The organism is Delftia sp. DS1230 (assembly GCF_040112715.1).
Lineage (GTDB): Bacteria > Pseudomonadota > Gammaproteobacteria > Burkholderiales > Burkholderiaceae_C > Comamonas > Comamonas tsuruhatensis.
The window spans coordinates 5,545,680-5,561,301 of record NZ_CP157763.1; the positions used below are offsets into that span (position 1 = coordinate 5,545,680).

Annotated in this window: 11 protein-coding genes and 1 CRISPR repeat array (1 of these 12 running past the window's edge); of the genes, 2 read left to right on the forward strand and 9 right to left on the reverse strand. The window is 65.3% G+C overall.

Going from position 1 to position 15,622, the window contains the following annotated elements; all coding sequences use genetic code 11:
- A CRISPR array of direct repeats spans nucleotides 1-2,568; the repeat unit is 28 nt; unit sequence TTTCTGAGCTGCCTATGCGGCAGCGAAC; it begins 1,839 nt to the left of the window's first position.
- Nucleotides 2,569-2,698: 130 nt separating this feature from the next.
- Genes cas6f through csy1 form a run of 4 tightly spaced genes read right to left on the reverse strand, consistent with a single transcriptional unit; the run spans nucleotide 2,699 to nucleotide 6,782 of the window.
- The gene (gene cas6f, locus AAN986_RS24995; RefSeq protein ID WP_034366869.1) at nucleotides 2,699-3,265 is read right to left on the reverse strand and encodes a type I-F CRISPR-associated endoribonuclease Cas6/Csy4; all 567 of its coding nucleotides are present in this window, start codon (nucleotides 3,263-3,265) and stop codon (nucleotides 2,699-2,701) included.
- A gap of 5 nt (nucleotides 3,266-3,270) precedes the next feature.
- Complete coding sequence (csy3, locus tag AAN986_RS25000; RefSeq protein ID WP_016451881.1) at nucleotides 3,271-4,299, reverse strand: type I-F CRISPR-associated protein Csy3; 1,029 nt, start codon at nucleotides 4,297-4,299, stop codon at nucleotides 3,271-3,273.
- Between the two features lie 54 nt (nucleotides 4,300-4,353).
- Nucleotides 4,354-5,436 (reverse strand): type I-F CRISPR-associated protein Csy2, encoded by a 1,083-nt coding sequence (gene csy2, locus AAN986_RS25005; protein ID WP_349335517.1) that lies wholly within the window; start codon nucleotides 5,434-5,436, stop codon nucleotides 4,354-4,356.
- Entirely contained in the window at nucleotides 5,433-6,782 is a 1,350-nt protein-coding gene (gene csy1 / locus AAN986_RS25010) for a type I-F CRISPR-associated protein Csy1 (protein WP_349335735.1), read from the reverse strand. The genes csy2 and csy1 overlap by 4 nt, the downstream gene beginning before the upstream one ends.
- 166 nt (nucleotides 6,783-6,948) lie before the next feature.
- Between csy1 and AAN986_RS25015 the strand changes: the two genes are divergently transcribed.
- Nucleotides 6,949-7,230, forward strand: coding sequence for a type II toxin-antitoxin system RelE/ParE family toxin (locus AAN986_RS25015; protein WP_043789322.1), 282 nt, complete (start codon nucleotides 6,949-6,951; stop codon nucleotides 7,228-7,230).
- Between the two features lie 81 nt (nucleotides 7,231-7,311).
- A complete protein-coding gene (locus AAN986_RS25020) occupies nucleotides 7,312-7,623 on the forward strand; it encodes a HigA family addiction module antitoxin (protein ID WP_012203141.1) in 312 nt (103 codons plus the stop codon).
- Between the two features lie 3 nt (nucleotides 7,624-7,626).
- Here the strand turns inward: AAN986_RS25020 and cas3f are convergent, their stop codons facing one another.
- From cas3f to AAN986_RS25045, 5 genes are all read right to left on the reverse strand, one after another.
- A complete protein-coding gene (cas3f, locus tag AAN986_RS25025) occupies nucleotides 7,627-11,115 on the reverse strand; it encodes a type I-F CRISPR-associated helicase Cas3f (RefSeq protein ID WP_349335518.1) in 3,489 nt (1,162 codons plus the stop codon).
- The gene (gene cas1f, locus AAN986_RS25030) at nucleotides 11,112-12,134 is read right to left on the reverse strand and encodes a type I-F CRISPR-associated endonuclease Cas1f (protein ID WP_349335519.1); all 1,023 of its coding nucleotides are present in this window, start codon (nucleotides 12,132-12,134) and stop codon (nucleotides 11,112-11,114) included. Before cas1f ends, cas3f begins: the two co-directional genes overlap by 4 nt.
- A gap of 117 nt (nucleotides 12,135-12,251) precedes the next feature.
- A complete protein-coding gene (locus tag AAN986_RS25035) occupies nucleotides 12,252-14,027 on the reverse strand; it encodes a dipeptidase (RefSeq protein WP_349335520.1) in 1,776 nt (591 codons plus the stop codon).
- Between the two features lie 122 nt (nucleotides 14,028-14,149).
- The gene (gene dtd, locus AAN986_RS25040; protein WP_099734741.1) at nucleotides 14,150-14,620 is read right to left on the reverse strand and encodes a D-aminoacyl-tRNA deacylase; all 471 of its coding nucleotides are present in this window, start codon (nucleotides 14,618-14,620) and stop codon (nucleotides 14,150-14,152) included.
- The gene (locus tag AAN986_RS25045) at nucleotides 14,617-15,609 is read right to left on the reverse strand and encodes a cation diffusion facilitator family transporter (protein WP_349335521.1); all 993 of its coding nucleotides are present in this window, start codon (nucleotides 15,607-15,609) and stop codon (nucleotides 14,617-14,619) included. Before AAN986_RS25045 ends, dtd begins: the two co-directional genes overlap by 4 nt.
- Between the last annotated feature and the right edge of the window lie 13 nt (nucleotides 15,610-15,622).

Genomic DNA, 15,622 nt, shown 5'->3' on the forward strand with positions numbered 1-15,622 from the left:
CAGACCGCTTTTTTTCCTTTTTCTGAGCTGCCTATGCGGCAGCGAACGCCACCAACATGCCGCCCTCGTTCATGCAGCATTTCTGAGCTGCCTATGCGGCAGCGAACGATGAAGGCGGCAGAGCTGCAGGTCGAGATCTTTTCTGAGCTGCCTATGCGGCAGCGAACCTCGCGGGCCAGCATGAACTCGGCAGTCCGCATTTCTGAGCTGCCTATGCGGCAGCGAACGAGCAGATTACGAAACAACTTCTACACCTAAATTTCTGAGCTGCCTATGCGGCAGCGAACGGCTGCGGACCTGGGCTGCGAGATGCCGGCGTTTTCTGAGCTGCCTATGCGGCAGCGAACGACGATTACAGGCAGGCCCTTGAGAGCTGGGCTTTCTGAGCTGCCTATGCGGCAGCGAACGTCCACAGCGCGCCATCGTCGGACCATTGCAGTTTCTGAGCTGCCTATGCGGCAGCGAACCTCGAAGACTTCCCAGGCCTCCTGTATGCCCTTTTCTGAGCTGCCTATGCGGCAGCGAACCAAGCCGCTCCCATTTCAGTGCGCAATGTGTTTTTCTGAGCTGCCTATGCGGCAGCGAACTGGAAAACCTGGGTGCGCCTGGCATTCGTGCATTTCTGAGCTGCCTATGCGGCAGCGAACGATCATGCGGAGGTCGCGCCCGGCATTGCTCATTTCTGAGCTGCCTATGCGGCAGCGAACAGCGATGATGTCGAACATGAAGCCCTGATCAATTTCTGAGCTGCCTATGCGGCAGCGAACCCCGGCTGTGATTCACTGCCTGCGACCGAGCTTTTCTGAGCTGCCTATGCGGCAGCGAACTTCGATGTACCGGGCCCCTAGATTCGGAGCCGTTTCTGAGCTGCCTATGCGGCAGCGAACCAACGCGTGGCCTCTGCTTTGACGGTTTCAATTTTCTGAGCTGCCTATGCGGCAGCGAACTCTGGCGCATCACCACCTGAAAGGCACCAAATTTTCTGAGCTGCCTATGCGGCAGCGAACCTGCCCGGACTCGTAGTTCGCGATGTTTCCTTTTTCTGAGCTGCCTATGCGGCAGCGAACTTAGTGGTTGCGCAACGGTTAGCGAAACCCTTTTTCTGAGCTGCCTATGCGGCAGCGAACGCTGAGTGCGATCTTTGCGGCTGACTTGCGCTTTTCTGAGCTGCCTATGCGGCAGCGAACAGCAGGAGACGATCATTGCCAACTGCCTGGCATTTCTGAGCTGCCTATGCGGCAGCGAACGCAAGCACAACGCGAATCTGCGTTTTGCTTTTTTTCTGAGCTGCCTATGCGGCAGCGAACGTCGCGCAGCAGGGCTTCGGTAAGCAGGACGATTTCTGAGCTGCCTATGCGGCAGCGAACAGAGCCGGCGCGGTGCTGGCCGCGCTTGTTTTTTTCTGAGCTGCCTATGCGGCAGCGAACCTCGTTCTGCCCCTACGGCCAGCCCGGCGACATTTCTGAGCTGCCTATGCGGCAGCGAACGCTTTGGTCTTTCCCCTGTTTACGTACAGGGTTTTCTGAGCTGCCTATGCGGCAGCGAACCGATGGCGCGAACCGGGATTGGCTTTGTGTATTTTCTGAGCTGCCTATGCGGCAGCGAACTTCCTTGGAACTGTCCGCTGCCAGCATGTGCATTTCTGAGCTGCCTATGCGGCAGCGAACAAAAGCCCACCTGTTGCGTGGGCCTGACTTGTTTTCTGAGCTGCCTATGCGGCAGCGAACCGACAGACGGCATGGGACCTCAATTGGCCGATTTTCTGAGCTGCCTATGCGGCAGCGAACATCTGCTCCCAGAGGGATAGGTACGACGCGCCTTTCTGAGCTGCCTATGCGGCAGCGAACATGAGCGAGTCCCAGTTCTTTGTCCTCATGAGCTTTCTGAGCTGCCTATGCGGCAGCGAACATGCACTTCATGAGCTCTCTGCAGTGGTTGCTTTCTGAGCTGCCTATGCGGCAGCGAACAAGGGCACACCTCCCGCAGCCCGCCAGCCTGTTTTCTGAGCTGCCTATGCGGCAGCGAACCTGCTCGCAGGCGACATCCGTTTTGCACGCTCGTTTCTGAGCTGCCTATGCGGCAGCGAACTATTCCTCGCGCAGACGCATCAGCTCATCCCTTTTCTGAGCTGCCTATGCGGCAGCGAACGCGGTGCCAACCTGAGCGATGCCAACCTGAGCTTTCTGAGCTGCCTATGCGGCAGCGAACCGTGTACAGACGTCTGTACCGGCACAAGTGCATTTCTGAGCTGCCTATGCGGCAGCGAACAATATGAGGCCGTGTTGGCCGTGATCGATGGGTTTCTGAGCTGCCTATGCGGCAGCGAACCGAGCCATGCTGGGAGACAGGAAAGAATGTGTTTTCTGAGCTGCCTATGCGGCAGCGAACGCGTGGCCGATCAGTCAGTAGGCTCGGGCTCTTTTCTGAGCTGCCTATGCGGCAGCGAACCCGAGTTCCGGAAAGGGCTCCACGCCGGGTAATTTCTGAGCTGCCTATGCGGCAGCGAACCTGTGTCGGCTTGCTATGACTGCATGCTTCAATTTCTGAGCTGCCTATGCGGCAGCGAACTAGACAAAAATCCTCCCAATCCATTGATTTTGAAAGAGCTTTCACCCCCAACCCGCAAATACCCCAAATTCCGAGACATCCGCCAAGCTGTTGATTTGAAAGGCGACCCCACAGGCCGCCAGAAAAAGGGTCAGAACCAGGGAACAGCAGTTCCCAGGCTCAGCCCGTAGGTGTTGAAGCCTTCCTGGCCCGCCGTGCCCTGCACCGCTTTCTGCTCCACGAACAGGCAAAACGGCTGGCCGGTGCTGGCGCTGCGCAATTGAACGTAGGGCAGGTCCGGGGTGCGCTCCACGCTGTCGGGGATGGCGGCCGCGGCCTGTTCAGCGGTTTCTCCCTTGCGCCGCATGCGGCGGCGGCGCAGGCGGTCGGGGCTGGTCTTGAATTGCCGGCGTTGCACCAGGTAGGGCACGGCGCCCTCTGGTACCAAAGCTGGCGGCGTGCAGTGCACGTGATCGCGCATGCCCTGCAGCCAGGGCTGCTCCATCAGGCCGCGCAGCGCGGCTTCACTGCCATGCAGGCGCAGGATGGTGCCCAGAGTGCGTGGACGCAGGCTGTAGCCGGGAAAGCTGATGCCTATGTCCGCGCTGCCCAGTTGCACGAGCGCGCGGTGCAGCTTGGCGACCAGCGCGCCCAGCAGGTGGGCGTGGCTGAATTCCGGGTCTGGCAGCAGCGTGATGTCGATGTAGTGCGAGGTCATGGCCATCAGCTCGCATCGCCGAAGACACCACCGCGGATCAGCACGGCCATCACGAAATGCTGCTGCTCGACGGGCGGCACCTTGTCCTTGAGCAGCCAGTCGTCCAGCAGGGTGTAGAAGTCCTGCTTTTGCTTGGGCTGGCGCCAGGCCTTGCCCTGGGTGGTGACGGAGCCGTAGGGCTCGACCGCGATGGGGCCCAGGTCCTGCGCGCCGTCGTACCAGGTGTCGATGGTGCGCAGGGCGTTGCCGATTTTCTGGGAGTGGATGGCGGCGACCTCCTGGCCTTTTTCACCGATCTGGTAGAGCGTCTTGCTCTTTTTGGTGCTGCCCTTGTCGAGGATCAGTTCCTGCGAGGGGAAGACTTCCTGGCCCGCGCCCAGGCGCACAAAGGCGGTGATCTGCAGCAGCACATGGGCCTTGCCCTCAAGCCCCTGCGCGATCACGCTGCCCAGCGCAGCCACTTTCTCATCAGGCTGCTCCAGCGTGCGCAGGTTGTGGGCCAGCGCATCGAACGACCATGCCTGCCCGGCCTTGCCATCCTTGAGCTGCACCACCTGCACCTGCACGCTTTCCGCGCCCACGCGGTTGCGCCACAGAAAGCGCCCGTTCGCCAGGTTCGCCGCATAGCGGTTGGCCAGTTCGGCAAAGCCCTGGGCCGAGGCATAGGCCTGGACGGTCTGCGCGAGCCTGGCCTGGTATTCGGCGCTGTTGCAGGCAGACGGGGTGCCTGCGCCAGACAGCACGCGCAGCGTGAACTGCACCTTGAGCGTGTCGGCATCGGCGGGCAGGGCTGCCACGTCCACGGTCTGCAGGTTGGGGTTCTCGATGGCTGCGTCGAGCTTGGCCGGGTCCTGGTCCTTGGTCTTGAGGCGGTTGGAGATGGTGCCGCGCACGGATTTCTCGCGCAGCTTGACGGAGGGCCAGGAGGCGGAGGCCGCCCGGTCATCCCAGTTGCCTGCGTGGAAGACGGCGTCGGAGGGGTCGAGCTTGCGTTCGAAGGCGAGGACGGATGCGGTCTTGAGGGTGCTGGACATGGTGTTCAATCCTTTGGCAATACGGTGTGAAAGGCGGCGGTGCAAGGACGCGGGTCAGGTGTATGCATAGCTGTCGTCGTCTTCCTGCTCCTGGGCTGCGGCGTCGTCAGGGTCAGCCACGGCTGCGGGGTCTGGGATGTAGCCGCTGCGGCAGCGGTAAAGGCCCCGCTTTTCATCGGTGTGCGCATGCCACAGCAGTTGCTCCAGATGGGTGAGGCGGTGCGGGCTGATCCATTCGCCCAGCGAATAGACCGACTCCACGAAGCGCAGCGGCGTGGTGGCATCGCGGGCGTTGAGCACTTCGCCTGCGGCATGCGATGGCGAGAGCGCCGCATAGCCCACGGGCACAGGCACGATCCAGCCGCTGCCCGGGCCGCGCCAGGGGTCTGCCCATGGCTGCTTGCCATCGGCAGGCGGGGGCTGGCCTTCGGCCGCTGCCACGGGCTCGTGGTTGAAGCGCGATGCATGCAGCCAGGCGTCGAGCAGCGTGGTGTGCGCCGCTTTGTCGCGCAGCCTGTGCAGGCGGTCGGCCAGCAGGTCGTCACGCCCCACCAGGGCGAAGCCCGGCAGCCACTGGCGCCGCCATTCTCGGAACTGTCGGCTGCGCTCCGTGGCGTCTTCTGCCAGCACGGACAGCCTGGGGCGCACGCGCCTGCCGGGCGCGGCGCGTGATGGCAGCAGGCTGCCGCCGGCCACCCGCATTTGCGACAGGATTTGCCCGGCTTCATCGGCCCATTGCTGCATCGGCTCGGCAGCGCTTTGCACCAAGGTCGGGGCCGAGTTGGAGCCAGGGACGCGTTTTTCCGAGACGGTGAAGACCAGGGAGATGTCGAGGTGGATGCGCCCTTCCTCCACGATGGCGGCGGTGCTGCCGTCCTTGTCCACCGGGTTGCGCGTGAGGTTGAAGCTGCGCACATAGCCCTGCGTCACCTGCTCCTGATGGTGGTGGCAGACCACGCCCACCGCGTGCAGGCGCAAGGGGATGCCGGCCTGCGCCAGCTTGCGCTCCAGCGCCCACATCAGGCCGGTGAAGGCGGTGATGGAGGGGAAGCCGTGCGTAAGCGGGCTGGAGATGGCGTTGGCGTTTTGCACGCGCAGATGGGGAAAAACGAGAAGCGCTTGTGGAGACTGGCTCATTGCGCGTCCTCCCTGTCTTCAATCCGTTTGCGCAGTTCACGCAACTGCTGCACAAAACCATCCTCATCGGTCAGCAGCTCTTTCTTCCACACACGCGCCTCGGCGTCGCCCACGGGCAACTGGCCGAACAGCTGGCTGTTGAGCCAGTTGGCAAAGCGCTTGCCTACCTCAGCAGGCCAGTCCATCCAAAGCCATTCGCGGGCGAAATCTGCTTCATCGCGCAGTTCGGCCCGCAATGGGTCCAGCCACAATTGCTCTTCACGCACCAGCTTGCCGAAGCGTTCCGCATCGCGGCTCCAGCCAGCGGGCAGGGCCTGCTGCACTTCGCCGGCGAGCGAGACCATTTCATCGATCAGCGCATCGACGAAGGCTTCGCGGCGCTCGCGCGTTTGCAGGTTGGGCTCCGGGTCGGTCGCAAGGAAGGCACGCAGCTTGCGCACCGTGCTGCGCACCTCGGGACGGCCGATGAACAGCTTGTCGAACACGGAGCTGGCATGCACCGGCAGCCGTACATCGCTGCTGCGCCAGACCGGTGGCAGCGACGCCAGCAGGTAGTTGACCCCGCCACGCTCGCTGTTGAGCTGGGAAATATTCTGTGGCTTTGTCCCTCCCATCTTCTGGACGGCCAGCCCCAGGTAGTCATGGAAGACGCCGTCATGCGCCTTGCGCTCGCGCCGCGCCTGCCGGGCCGCCTTGTTGCTTTCCCCAAAGCGGTCTTCCTGCACCTGCGCATGCACGGCATGCGCCAGCGAGGTGGCAAACAACGGCGCCAGCAATTCATAGCCTTCATCGGCACAGGCATCGCTGCCCGTCAGCCAGTACAACTGCTTGGCCCGCGTGTGCGAACTGGGTGCGCCCGCGCGCGGCTGGGTCAGGCCGACGAAGGCATCGCGCAAGCCCATGGCCTGCTGCGGGTCCTCATGCAGGGCCTGGAGCGCGCCCGGGTCCTGCGCCAGCAGCGCGGCCAGCAGGCTGGTGCCGTCCACCTCGACCTTGAGGAACTTGTAGACGTCGAGCGCCGCCGCATTGCCCACCACGTCGCCGGCGAATGACTGCCCCAGCGCATGGCTTCCCAGTTCCTGCAGCGCTGGCAGGCTGGCCGGCTCCACATAGAGATTGGTGCCGCGCGCATCGGGATGTATGGGCTTGAGGGAGTGGGTGACGGCCTGGATTTGCGTCACCCGGCGGGCGGCGTCTTCCATCCAGGTATCACGCTGGTGCTGAGCCAGCAGCTCCTGTCGTTTGGGGTCGTCTTCGGCCAGCTTGTCCAGCTTGGCCTGAAGCCGTTCCTGGATAAAGATGGCGATGGCGTCATGCCAACGCATGGCGCTTGGGGTGGGCGGCATTGCTTCTCCTCCTTGCAAGAAATTCAGAACAAACCCACGATCTGCGTGGTCTGCAACGATGTCCTTCAACGAACGGTGCGGGTGGTCTTGCTCCTCTGCGCTTCGTTTCCTTTCTGATGCGAAGCGATATACCGAATAACGGTAAACGGTATAAAATTCCTGACTTATGGCGATCACTTCCTTCAAGTGCCCGGAAACACAGCGCCTGTTCACCAGCGGCAAGACCCGCCGCTTCGCCAACATCCAGAGCGTGGCGGAGCGCAAGCTGGCTCAGCTGGATGCGGCTGTGACACTTGAATTTCTGCGCAGCCCTCCTGGCAATCGCCTGGAAATGCTCGTGGGAGATCGGCAGGGCCAGCACAGCATCCGCATCAACGACCAGTGGCGCCTCTGCTTTGTCTGGACGGAAAAGGGAGTGGTTGACGTAGAGATAGTGGATTACCACTGACGAACAATGACATGCCTTCGCTGCCGCATCGGCGGCTTGGGAACCGGCGCCTCCCGGCAATGAGGGGCACAGGAGAAAGACATGCTTAAAAACGGCATGCGCCCCATACACCCAGGTGAAGTCCTGCGCGAGGACTACCTGAAGCCCATGGACATGAGCGCCAACGCGCTGGCCAGGCACCTGCACGTTCCCGCCTCGCGCGTGAACGACATCGTGCTGGAGCGGCGCGGCATCACGGCCGACACGGCGCTGCGGCTGAGCCGCTTCTTTGGGGGCGACGCGCAGTCCTGGCTGAACCTTCAGACCGCCTACGACCTGCGCACGGCAGAGCTGAACGCGGAGTTGCAGGCGTCCGTGAGGCAAGTTCATCCGATGCAGCTGCATACCGCCTGATCCTCAGGCCCGGCCCACAAAGCCCAGCGCGCCATGCCAGCGCCAGCCCTGTGCCTTGTCGGGCAGGCTGGCCGTGGCGTACTTGCTTGCACAGGCATCCAGCGCCAGCCCCTTGCCCTGCGCCAGGGCAAGCAGTTCATGCATCAGGTCGGCCTGCCCCCATGCAGTGACAGACCCCTTCCGTGGGTCCAATGGCTCCCGGTGCAGCAGGCTGTCCTGCACCAGCACATACAGCTTGTCACCCCGCCGCTGGCTATCGACCACGCGGTGCAGTTGCAGGCCCTCTTCCTCCTCGTCCGGCAGAAACACCACATCCACGCGCGGCAGCGGGTCGTAGCGAAAGCGCTGGAACTGCGGCAGCAGGCCCGTGAGCCAGAAGCAGGCTGGGCTGGCCCAGTGCAGGCTGGCGGCGCGCAGCACCGGCGTGGCATCCTGGCTGTCTGCGGGGCGCGGCAGCATGGTGTCGTGCATGCGGGCGTGTTCCAGGTCCACGAGGTTCCTGGCCGGGTGGAACTGCTCCCTGGCCACTTCGATGCGTGCGCGGGCATCCACGGGCCAGAGGGGCTCGCCCTTGGTGTGCTTGGCCAGCAGCGATTGCAGGTCATGCGAGCGCAGGTGGAAGTACCGCGCCGTATCTGCCTTGTCATCCACCGGCTCCATCTCGAAACCCGGCTTGCAGAATGCCGCCCTGCCTGGATGCTCGAAAGCGCGCAGGTTGCTGTCCAGCACCCGCATGTTGGCCTCCTGCACCGCACCCGGCCGGTGGCGCCGCACGCGTCCGGCCAGCTGGATCAGCGAGCGCATGGACGAGGGCTCGACCACGGCCCAGTCATAGTCATGGTCGCGGCCCACTTCGGTGACGGGGGAGCCGAGCACGATGAAGAGGTGGTCGACCTCATCGTTGGCATCAAGCAATGCGCGGATGGCCGGCCTCTGGAAGATGGGGTCTGCGCCGTCGGAGGAGCGGCGGTCCAGCACGTTGTCCAGGTGCCGCTCGATGCTGGAGCGCGCCAGCAGCGGAAACTGCGAGTGGTAGACGCACAGGTGCACCCGCACACCCGGCGCAGGAGCGCCCTGGCCATACATGGCCACGGCCACGTCGAACAGCGGTTCGATGTTGGCCATGCGGATGAGGCCGAAGCTCACACGCTTGCCGCTGGCGGGGTCAATGCCATGGTTGCCCGGCTGCTGGTGCAGCTGCCATGCATGCTCCAGCGCGATGCGCGCAAAATCCCGGCGCCGCGCGGCCGGGTCCAGCCCCTGCCAGCCGGCAGGCAGGGGAGCGATGGCCGCCAGGCGCCGCACCTCGGCCCGGGCGAGCTGGGCCACGCGCTTTTGCACAAAGCTTCCGTGGCCTGTGCGAAACCCTGCGCCATCGGCGCAGTCCAGTGCCTGCTGGTGGAATTCGTCCACCCACAGGCAGCAGATGGCCACGGGCTCGCCGGGCCGCTCGCCGCGATGGCGCTGGAAGATCTCGCGCCCGGCGCGGTAGGCCAGGTACAGCCCCTCCACCAGCGCTGGCGGCAAGGTGGCCGAGGACAGCAGCACGCGCGAGCCGAGAAGGCCCGCCCAGTGCACGAGCCGCGTGAGCGCGGGCAGGTCGGCCATGTCGAAATCATCGGGCTCGTCCAGTACCAGGTCGCCCGTCATGAGGCGCAGCATGGGCGCGATCTGCCGGCCGCCGCGCAGGCTTTCGGTGGCGGGCGTGAGGTGGTCCACGGTGCAGGCCAGCACGGGCGCGGCGATCAGCGAGCGCACCTGCGCATCGTCGGTCAGGCGCTGCAGCAGTGGGTGCTGGTCATTGCCGTCGAACAGGACTTGCCCGCCTTCGTCGAGCAGCGCCTGGCGCGAGGCCGAACCCGTGGCCTCGGCCTGCGCTTCCCAGTACTCGAACAGCGCGCGGCTGGCCGCGCCGCCGACCTTGATGGCGAGCTGGTCGTCGCCCAGGCCCAGGTCGCTCTGGAACACCCGCCCCGTCTGCAGCGTGAGCGTGCGCAGGCCGATGGCGAAGGCACAGCGCATGCCCACGCCCGGGTCGGCCAGCGCGTTCATGATGCGGGCATTGCCCAGAGTCTTGCCGCAGCCGGTGGAAGCCATGTTGACGATGAAGCCGCCCTGGCTGGCGGCCCGGTGGCGCACGCTGGCAGCCAGGTCGGCGGCCTTGTCCTGCCACTGGAAGCGCGCATTGCTGCTGCGCTTCTTGAGGCCGCGATGGCTGCGCAGTGCCGGCAGGCTGCGCGCCAGCGTGGGCAGCGAGCGCGCCACCAGCGTGGCATGGGCCTGCACGCCCAGCAGGTGTTCGTCCAGCGTCTGGTTGAAAGCGGACGCGGCGCCTGGAGCTGCACTCTTGCGCCGGGTGTTGGCGTACAGCGGATAGCCCGCGTTGCGGAAAGGCTGGCGGCGCGCTTCGTCCTCGATGCTGGAGTAGTGGTGGTCGGCCAGCATCAGGCACAGGCGCGAGAGGTGCAGCGTGAACGGATCGCCCAGGCTTGCAGCGTCAAGCGACCGGCCCGCCAGCTCCTGCAGCTTGAGCGCGTAGCGCGCCGCCTGCTTGCGCCAGGCGGCCGTGGTCACTGGAAGGCCCTGCGGGAAGTCCCAATGGGAGCGCACTTTCGCCGGGTCGGCTTTCTCGCGCGGCTCGTTCCAGTCGGCGCTGATGCACTGCAGCAGCTGCTCGATCTCATTGCTGTTGACGAAGCGCGGGCGCGCGCCGAAGCGGCACCATTGGCGGCGGTCGGGCTCCAGCTCGTCGTCGGACTCCTGCCGGCCTGCAGCGACCGGCATGCAGGGCAGCCGATGGTGTGTCAGAACCAGCCAGGCCACGGCGGTGGCCAGCGGCGGCAGCGCCTTGAACGGCAGAAGCTGGCTGGCCTGCGGCTCGTCCAGGCCATCGCGCAGAAGGCGGCCGCTGCGGTGATCCAGCCATTGCGCCTCAAAGGCCCGGGCGTCGGCAGCCTCATCCACACAGGCTGCCAGCCTTTGCAGCCATGCCGCGTCGCCGTCGCCGCCCACGAAAGCCTGGAACAGCCGCACCGACACCCATTCATGGCGGTAGTGGTTGCGCTCGCGCAGGCCCGGATTCTTCAGCCGGTCCTGGAATGCCTGGGTGGCCTTGCCCAGGTCATGCACCAGGGCCGCCAAAGCGGCCAGCGCCGTGATCAGTGGCAGGTGGTGCCAGTGGCTTTCGTCTTCTGCGCGCAGCACGTTGCTGGCCGTGGTGTTGGTGGGCACGGCGCCTTCTGCGTTGAACTGGCGCCCGTCGCCCACGATCCACAGCAGTTCGCTGTGGTCGCGCCCGCGTATCCAGTGGCAGGCCACGGCGGTGTTCTTGCGCGCGCTCTGGCGCAGCAGCTTGCGCACGGTGTCGAGCCCAGCCGCGGTGATGGGCGTCTGCCAGGTGCGATCGCCGCGCCGCTCGGCAAACTGGTCGAGGATGCGGCGCGTTTCGGTGAGGGCGCGCTTGCTGCACTGGGAGACGAAGAGCACGTTCATGTGTCGGCCTCCTGCGCAGCGCCGGGCGTTGTGGGCGTTGTGGGCGCGCCGGCCAGGCGCGCCGTGTCGACGGCAATGCGCTTGAGCGTGTCGATGATGAAGTCCAGCGATTCGCTGCGCGTGAGCGCCTCGATGCATTGGCGGCGAAATTGCGGCTCGTCGTCGCCGCGCATGGCCGACAGGAAGGCCTGGGGCAGGATGGCGGCATCCTTGACCAGGTCGGCCGCATCGAACACCAGGCCACCACGCCGCGTCTTGCCATGCAGAACGGCCAGGCCGTGGGGCAGGCCCAGCACCCAGGTGGCCGTGGCGCCCAGTCCGTAGGCCAGGTAGTTGCCATGGTCCAGATAGCGGTTGGCTGCACCGGTGCCGGTGCCGCGCTTGGCGCGCGTGAATTCGCCATATCCCACGGCGTCCACGGCGAGCTTGAACAAGGCCTTGGTCAGCCGTGCCTCATCGGTCAGCAGTGTCATAACATCGGGCGCATTGGCCGTCAGCGCCGCAAATTGCTGCACCAGCGCCTTCAGGCGCTCCATGTCCACGGAAAACCCTGCTTCGCGCAAGGCTCGTGCGCCCCATTCCTGCTGCATCCGCTGCAATCGCAAAGCCTGCAATTGTTTGGCGGCATGCAGGCGCAGTTCATCGTCAAACCAGAATTGGACCCAGGCCTGCAGGTATTCAGTGGGGCGGTACTCGCTTTGCGGAGTGAGCCAGGCGACTTCAACGTCAACTTCATTGGCGCTGAACAAGGGCGTTCCGCCGCCACCACAAAAGCCCACCAGCACCCCAGCCTTGGCCAGCTCCCGCATGGCCGCCTGCGTGATGGAGGTGCCGGTGCCCAGCAGGATGCTGGTGGTGTTGGCAATGGGAATATTCCAATACAGGCTGCGCTTGCCGGCATCGGTCACATATTCCACCCGCCCGCCATTGACCAGGACACGGCAGTGCTCAAGGTAATAGATGTTGGCGCGTTTGGAATGGATAATGGTCTTGAGATCCTGGCCTTTGATGTCCTGCATGAATGCCTCCCGCAGGGATTTTCATCAATGCTCCAATCCCCTTCGCCGGATTGTCCCAGGAATAAAAAAGCGCCTTGCTTTCACAAGGCGCTTTCGCATTTCAATAGCCGGAGAATGTCACTGCATCTGCTTCAGATTCCCGATGCGCACCAGCATTTCCGTGAACATCTGCATGTCGGCGCGCAGGTCGGGCAGTTCCTTGTATTCGAGCGCGTTGTGCGCCGTGTACTTCTTGCCGGGCATGGCGGGGCCGAAGTTGATGGCGTTGGGCATGAGCTTGGCCGTGGTGCTGCCGGCCGTGGGCACGGGCTTGGCGTCCAGGCCCGTGGTGTCGCCGAAGATGTTGAGCAGGGTGGACAGCCAGGCCCCCTTGGGGTCGCGCGCCATCCAGTTGCCCTGGGTGTATTGCAGGGTCAGGGGGACCTTGGCGGCCGCGCTCCAGCGGGTGATGCGTTGCTCGACTTCGGTGCGCAGTTGCTCGGGCGTCTTGCCGCGCGGCATGCGCACGTTGGTGGTGACTTCCAGCTTGCCGTCTGCCGCCTTGATGAGGTTGGGCGACAGGGTCAGCGGGCCCATGAAGTCGTCGGCATATGCAACGCCCAGCTGCTTGCCGAAGTAGTCGAGGCCGAAGGCGCCGTTGATGTAGCGCAGGGCGTTGCTGTAGGCATTGGGCTGGACCAGGGCCACGCCATCGGTGGGCATGAGCACCTGCTGCAGGAACAGCGTCAGGCGCGGCACGGGGTTGACGCCTTCCTCGGGGCGCGAGCCGTGGGCCGAGGTGCCCGTGACCTTGACGGTGGCTGCGGTGCCGCTGCGCTGGATGTCGATGGTGAACGGCCCGCCCTGCCCTGCATAGCTGGTGGTGAAGTCACCCTTGGCCGCCTGCAGGCGCGCGGCGATGGCTTCGATGGCGGCTTCGTCGCCGGCCGTGATGGTGGCCGTGGCGGTCTGGGCAATGGCGTTGGCCGAGGCGGCGCCGGCCATGGCGGTGATGGCGGGCTGGGCGGGGTCGGCCTTCACGTCGTCGAACACGGCCTTGAGCGCGCCCGAGCCTTTTTCCGCGACGACGGCGGGGTACTTGCTGTCCAGCACGATGTTGTAGGCGGGCAGCGTGGTCTTGCCCTGGTAGTACTTCATGGCATCGCCGCCGGTTTCCTCGGTGGTCTCGATCATGAGGCGTATGCCGCGCGACAGGGGCAGGCCGCTGTCCTTGACGGCCTTCATGGCGAACAGCACGGTGGCGATGGAGCCCTTGTCGTCGATGGTGCCGCGCCCGTAGAGCTTGTCGCCCACGCGCGTGACCTTGAAGGGGTCGATGGCCTGGCCGTCCAGCACCCATTCGGCGGGGACGACGGGGACGACGTCTGCATGGGTAAGGATGCCGAATTCATCGGTGCCCGCGTTCATGGCGTTCGTGGTGTTCGCAGGCAGGGTGACTTCGAAGATGCGGTTGTCCACGTTGCGGTACTGCAGGCCGAAGTCCCTGGCCATCTGCTGCACCAGTTCGCCGAAGGCGAGGATGGCCGGGCTTTCGTGCGGCGGCACCTTGGGGTCGCGCACCGTGGGCAGGGCGACCATGCGCTCGATGCTGGCCAGCACGGCCCGCTCCTGCGTGAGACGCGTGTACAGGCCCAGCAGGCGGGCGATGTGGTTGAGTTCATCCCCCGTGAGCGCGGCGCCTGCGGCATGGCGCTGCACGGCCTGGGCGATGGCAGGCTGCGCGGCCGCGGCCTGCTTCAGGAAGCTGGCGAAGTCGGTAGGTGCCGGCTGCGCCTGGGCCAGTGCGTCCAGCGCGGGCTTCCTGAGGGTGTCGGCGCCGGCCGCGCCGCTCCACGCCAGGGCCATGCTCATGGCAAGGGCCAGGGTGGAGGCTTTGAACGGATGGTTCTTCATGGTCGTCGGTCTGTCGATGAATGCTGAGGCCGCAAGAATACGGGCTTTGCAGGGCTTTTCCGGCCAGGACGTGCTCGCAGATCGCGCCAGAATCCGCCCCAGAACAGCAGGTCTGCGGCGCGCTATGCCGCGGTGGCCGGAGCTATCGACAGCGGGATGGTCACGGGCCCGTCGTTGAGCAGGTGCACCTGCATGTCGGCCCCGAAGCGGCCCGTGGCGACTTCCGGATGCAGGGCGCGCGCCCGCTGCACGATGTAGTCGTACAGGCGCTCTCCCTCGGCCGGTGGCGCGGCGCGCGTGAAGCTGGGGCGGTTGCCGCCGCCGGTGTCAGCCGCCAGCGTGAACTGGCTGACGATGAGCAGGCCCCCGCAGGCGCCCTGCCCGTCCAGGTCCTGCACGCTGCGGTTCATCTTGCCCGCGTCGTCGGCAAAGATGCGCAGCTTGAGCATCTTGGCCAGCAGCTTGTCGGCTTCGGCCTCGGTGTCGCCGCGCTCTGCGCAGACCAGTGCCAGCAGGCCGGGGCCTATGCTGCCGGCGAGCTGGCCGTCGATTTCCACGCGCGCCTGTTTCACGCGCTGCAGGATGCTGATCATTGTTCGGGGTTCGGGTTCTTGTCGGTGGATGGGGAAAGAGTCTCCGCCTGGCCTGCCGCCTCGATGGCGGCTTCCATGGCGGTCTGCATGCCCAGCGGCAGCAGCTCGATGCGCGCGTACAGGCCGGGCACGGCCTGCAGCAGTTCGGCCTCAATCTCGGTGCGCAGCCGGGCGGCGCGGGCCACGCTCCAGTTGCCGGGTACATGCATGTGCAGGTCGGCAAAGCTGCGCTCGCCGGCGCGCCGGCTGGAGATGTTGTCGAAGACCACACCCTGCTCGCGGTGCGCGTGGCGGTCCAGCACGGTGTCGATGCGCAGGCGCTCGGGCGCGTCCAGCGCCTGGTCCATCAGGCCCTGGGAAGACTGCCAGACCAGTTGCGCGCCCTGCACGCAGATGTTGATCGCAACCCCTATGGCCACGGCCGCATCCAGCCACAGCCAGCCCGTGAGCGATGCGCCGATCAGGCCGATGACGACGCCGGCCGAGGTCCAGACATCGGTGAGCAGGTGGCGGGCATCCCCCTCCAGCGCCATGGAGCGGTGCTGGCGCGCCGAGCGCAGCATGGCCACGGCCAGCAGCCCGTTGAGGGCCGAGCTGACCACGGACAGCGCCAGGCCCCAGCCCAGTTGCTCCAGCGGCTGCGGGTTCCACAGCCGCGCCAGCGCCGCCCAGGCGATGGCCAGGCTGGCGCCGATGACCAGGATGCCCTCGAAGCCCGCGGAGAAGTACTCGGCCTTGTGGTGGCCATAGGGATGATCGGTGTCGGCCGGCCGCTTGGCGATGGTGACCATGGTCAGCGCGAACACGGCACCGGCCAGGTTGACGAAGGATTCGAGCGCGTCCGACAGCAGGCCCACCGAGCCCGTGAGCCACCAGGCCAGGGTCTTGAGCACGATGGTCAGCAAGGCCACAACGACCGAGATGCGCAGCAGGCTGTGCGGCGCCATCCAGTCGGGTGCGTTGGCGGTAGATGGAGTGGACTCGGCCATGCTGCGCTGCGAT

Excerpts from the sequence above, each read along its gene's own strand:
- dtd (WP_099734741.1), bottom strand. The coding sequence starts at position 14,620 with ATGATCAGCATCCTGCAGCGCGTGAAACAGGCGCGCGTGGAAATCGAC.
- AAN986_RS25015 (WP_043789322.1), top strand. The coding sequence starts at position 6,949 with ATGGCGATCACTTCCTTCAAGTGCCCGGAAACACAGCGCCTGTTCACC.
- AAN986_RS25035 (WP_349335520.1), bottom strand. The coding sequence starts at position 14,027 with ATGAAGAACCATCCGTTCAAAGCCTCCACCCTGGCCCTTGCCATGAGC.
- csy2 (WP_349335517.1), bottom strand. The coding sequence starts at position 5,436 with ATGAGCCAGTCTCCACAAGCGCTTCTCGTTTTTCCCCATCTGCGCGTG.
- cas3f (WP_349335518.1), bottom strand. The coding sequence starts at position 11,115 with ATGAACGTGCTCTTCGTCTCCCAGTGCAGCAAGCGCGCCCTCACCGAA.
- AAN986_RS25045 (WP_349335521.1), bottom strand. The coding sequence starts at position 15,609 with ATGGCCGAGTCCACTCCATCTACCGCCAACGCACCCGACTGGATGGCG.
- csy1 (WP_349335735.1), bottom strand. The coding sequence starts at position 6,782 with ATGCCGCCCACCCCAAGCGCCATGCGTTGGCATGACGCCATCGCCATC.
- csy3 (WP_016451881.1), bottom strand. The coding sequence starts at position 4,299 with ATGTCCAGCACCCTCAAGACCGCATCCGTCCTCGCCTTCGAACGCAAG.
- cas6f (WP_034366869.1), bottom strand. The coding sequence starts at position 3,265 with ATGACCTCGCACTACATCGACATCACGCTGCTGCCAGACCCGGAATTC.
- cas1f (WP_349335519.1), bottom strand. The coding sequence starts at position 12,134 with ATGCAGGACATCAAAGGCCAGGATCTCAAGACCATTATCCATTCCAAA.
- AAN986_RS25020 (WP_012203141.1), top strand. The coding sequence starts at position 7,312 with ATGCTTAAAAACGGCATGCGCCCCATACACCCAGGTGAAGTCCTGCGC.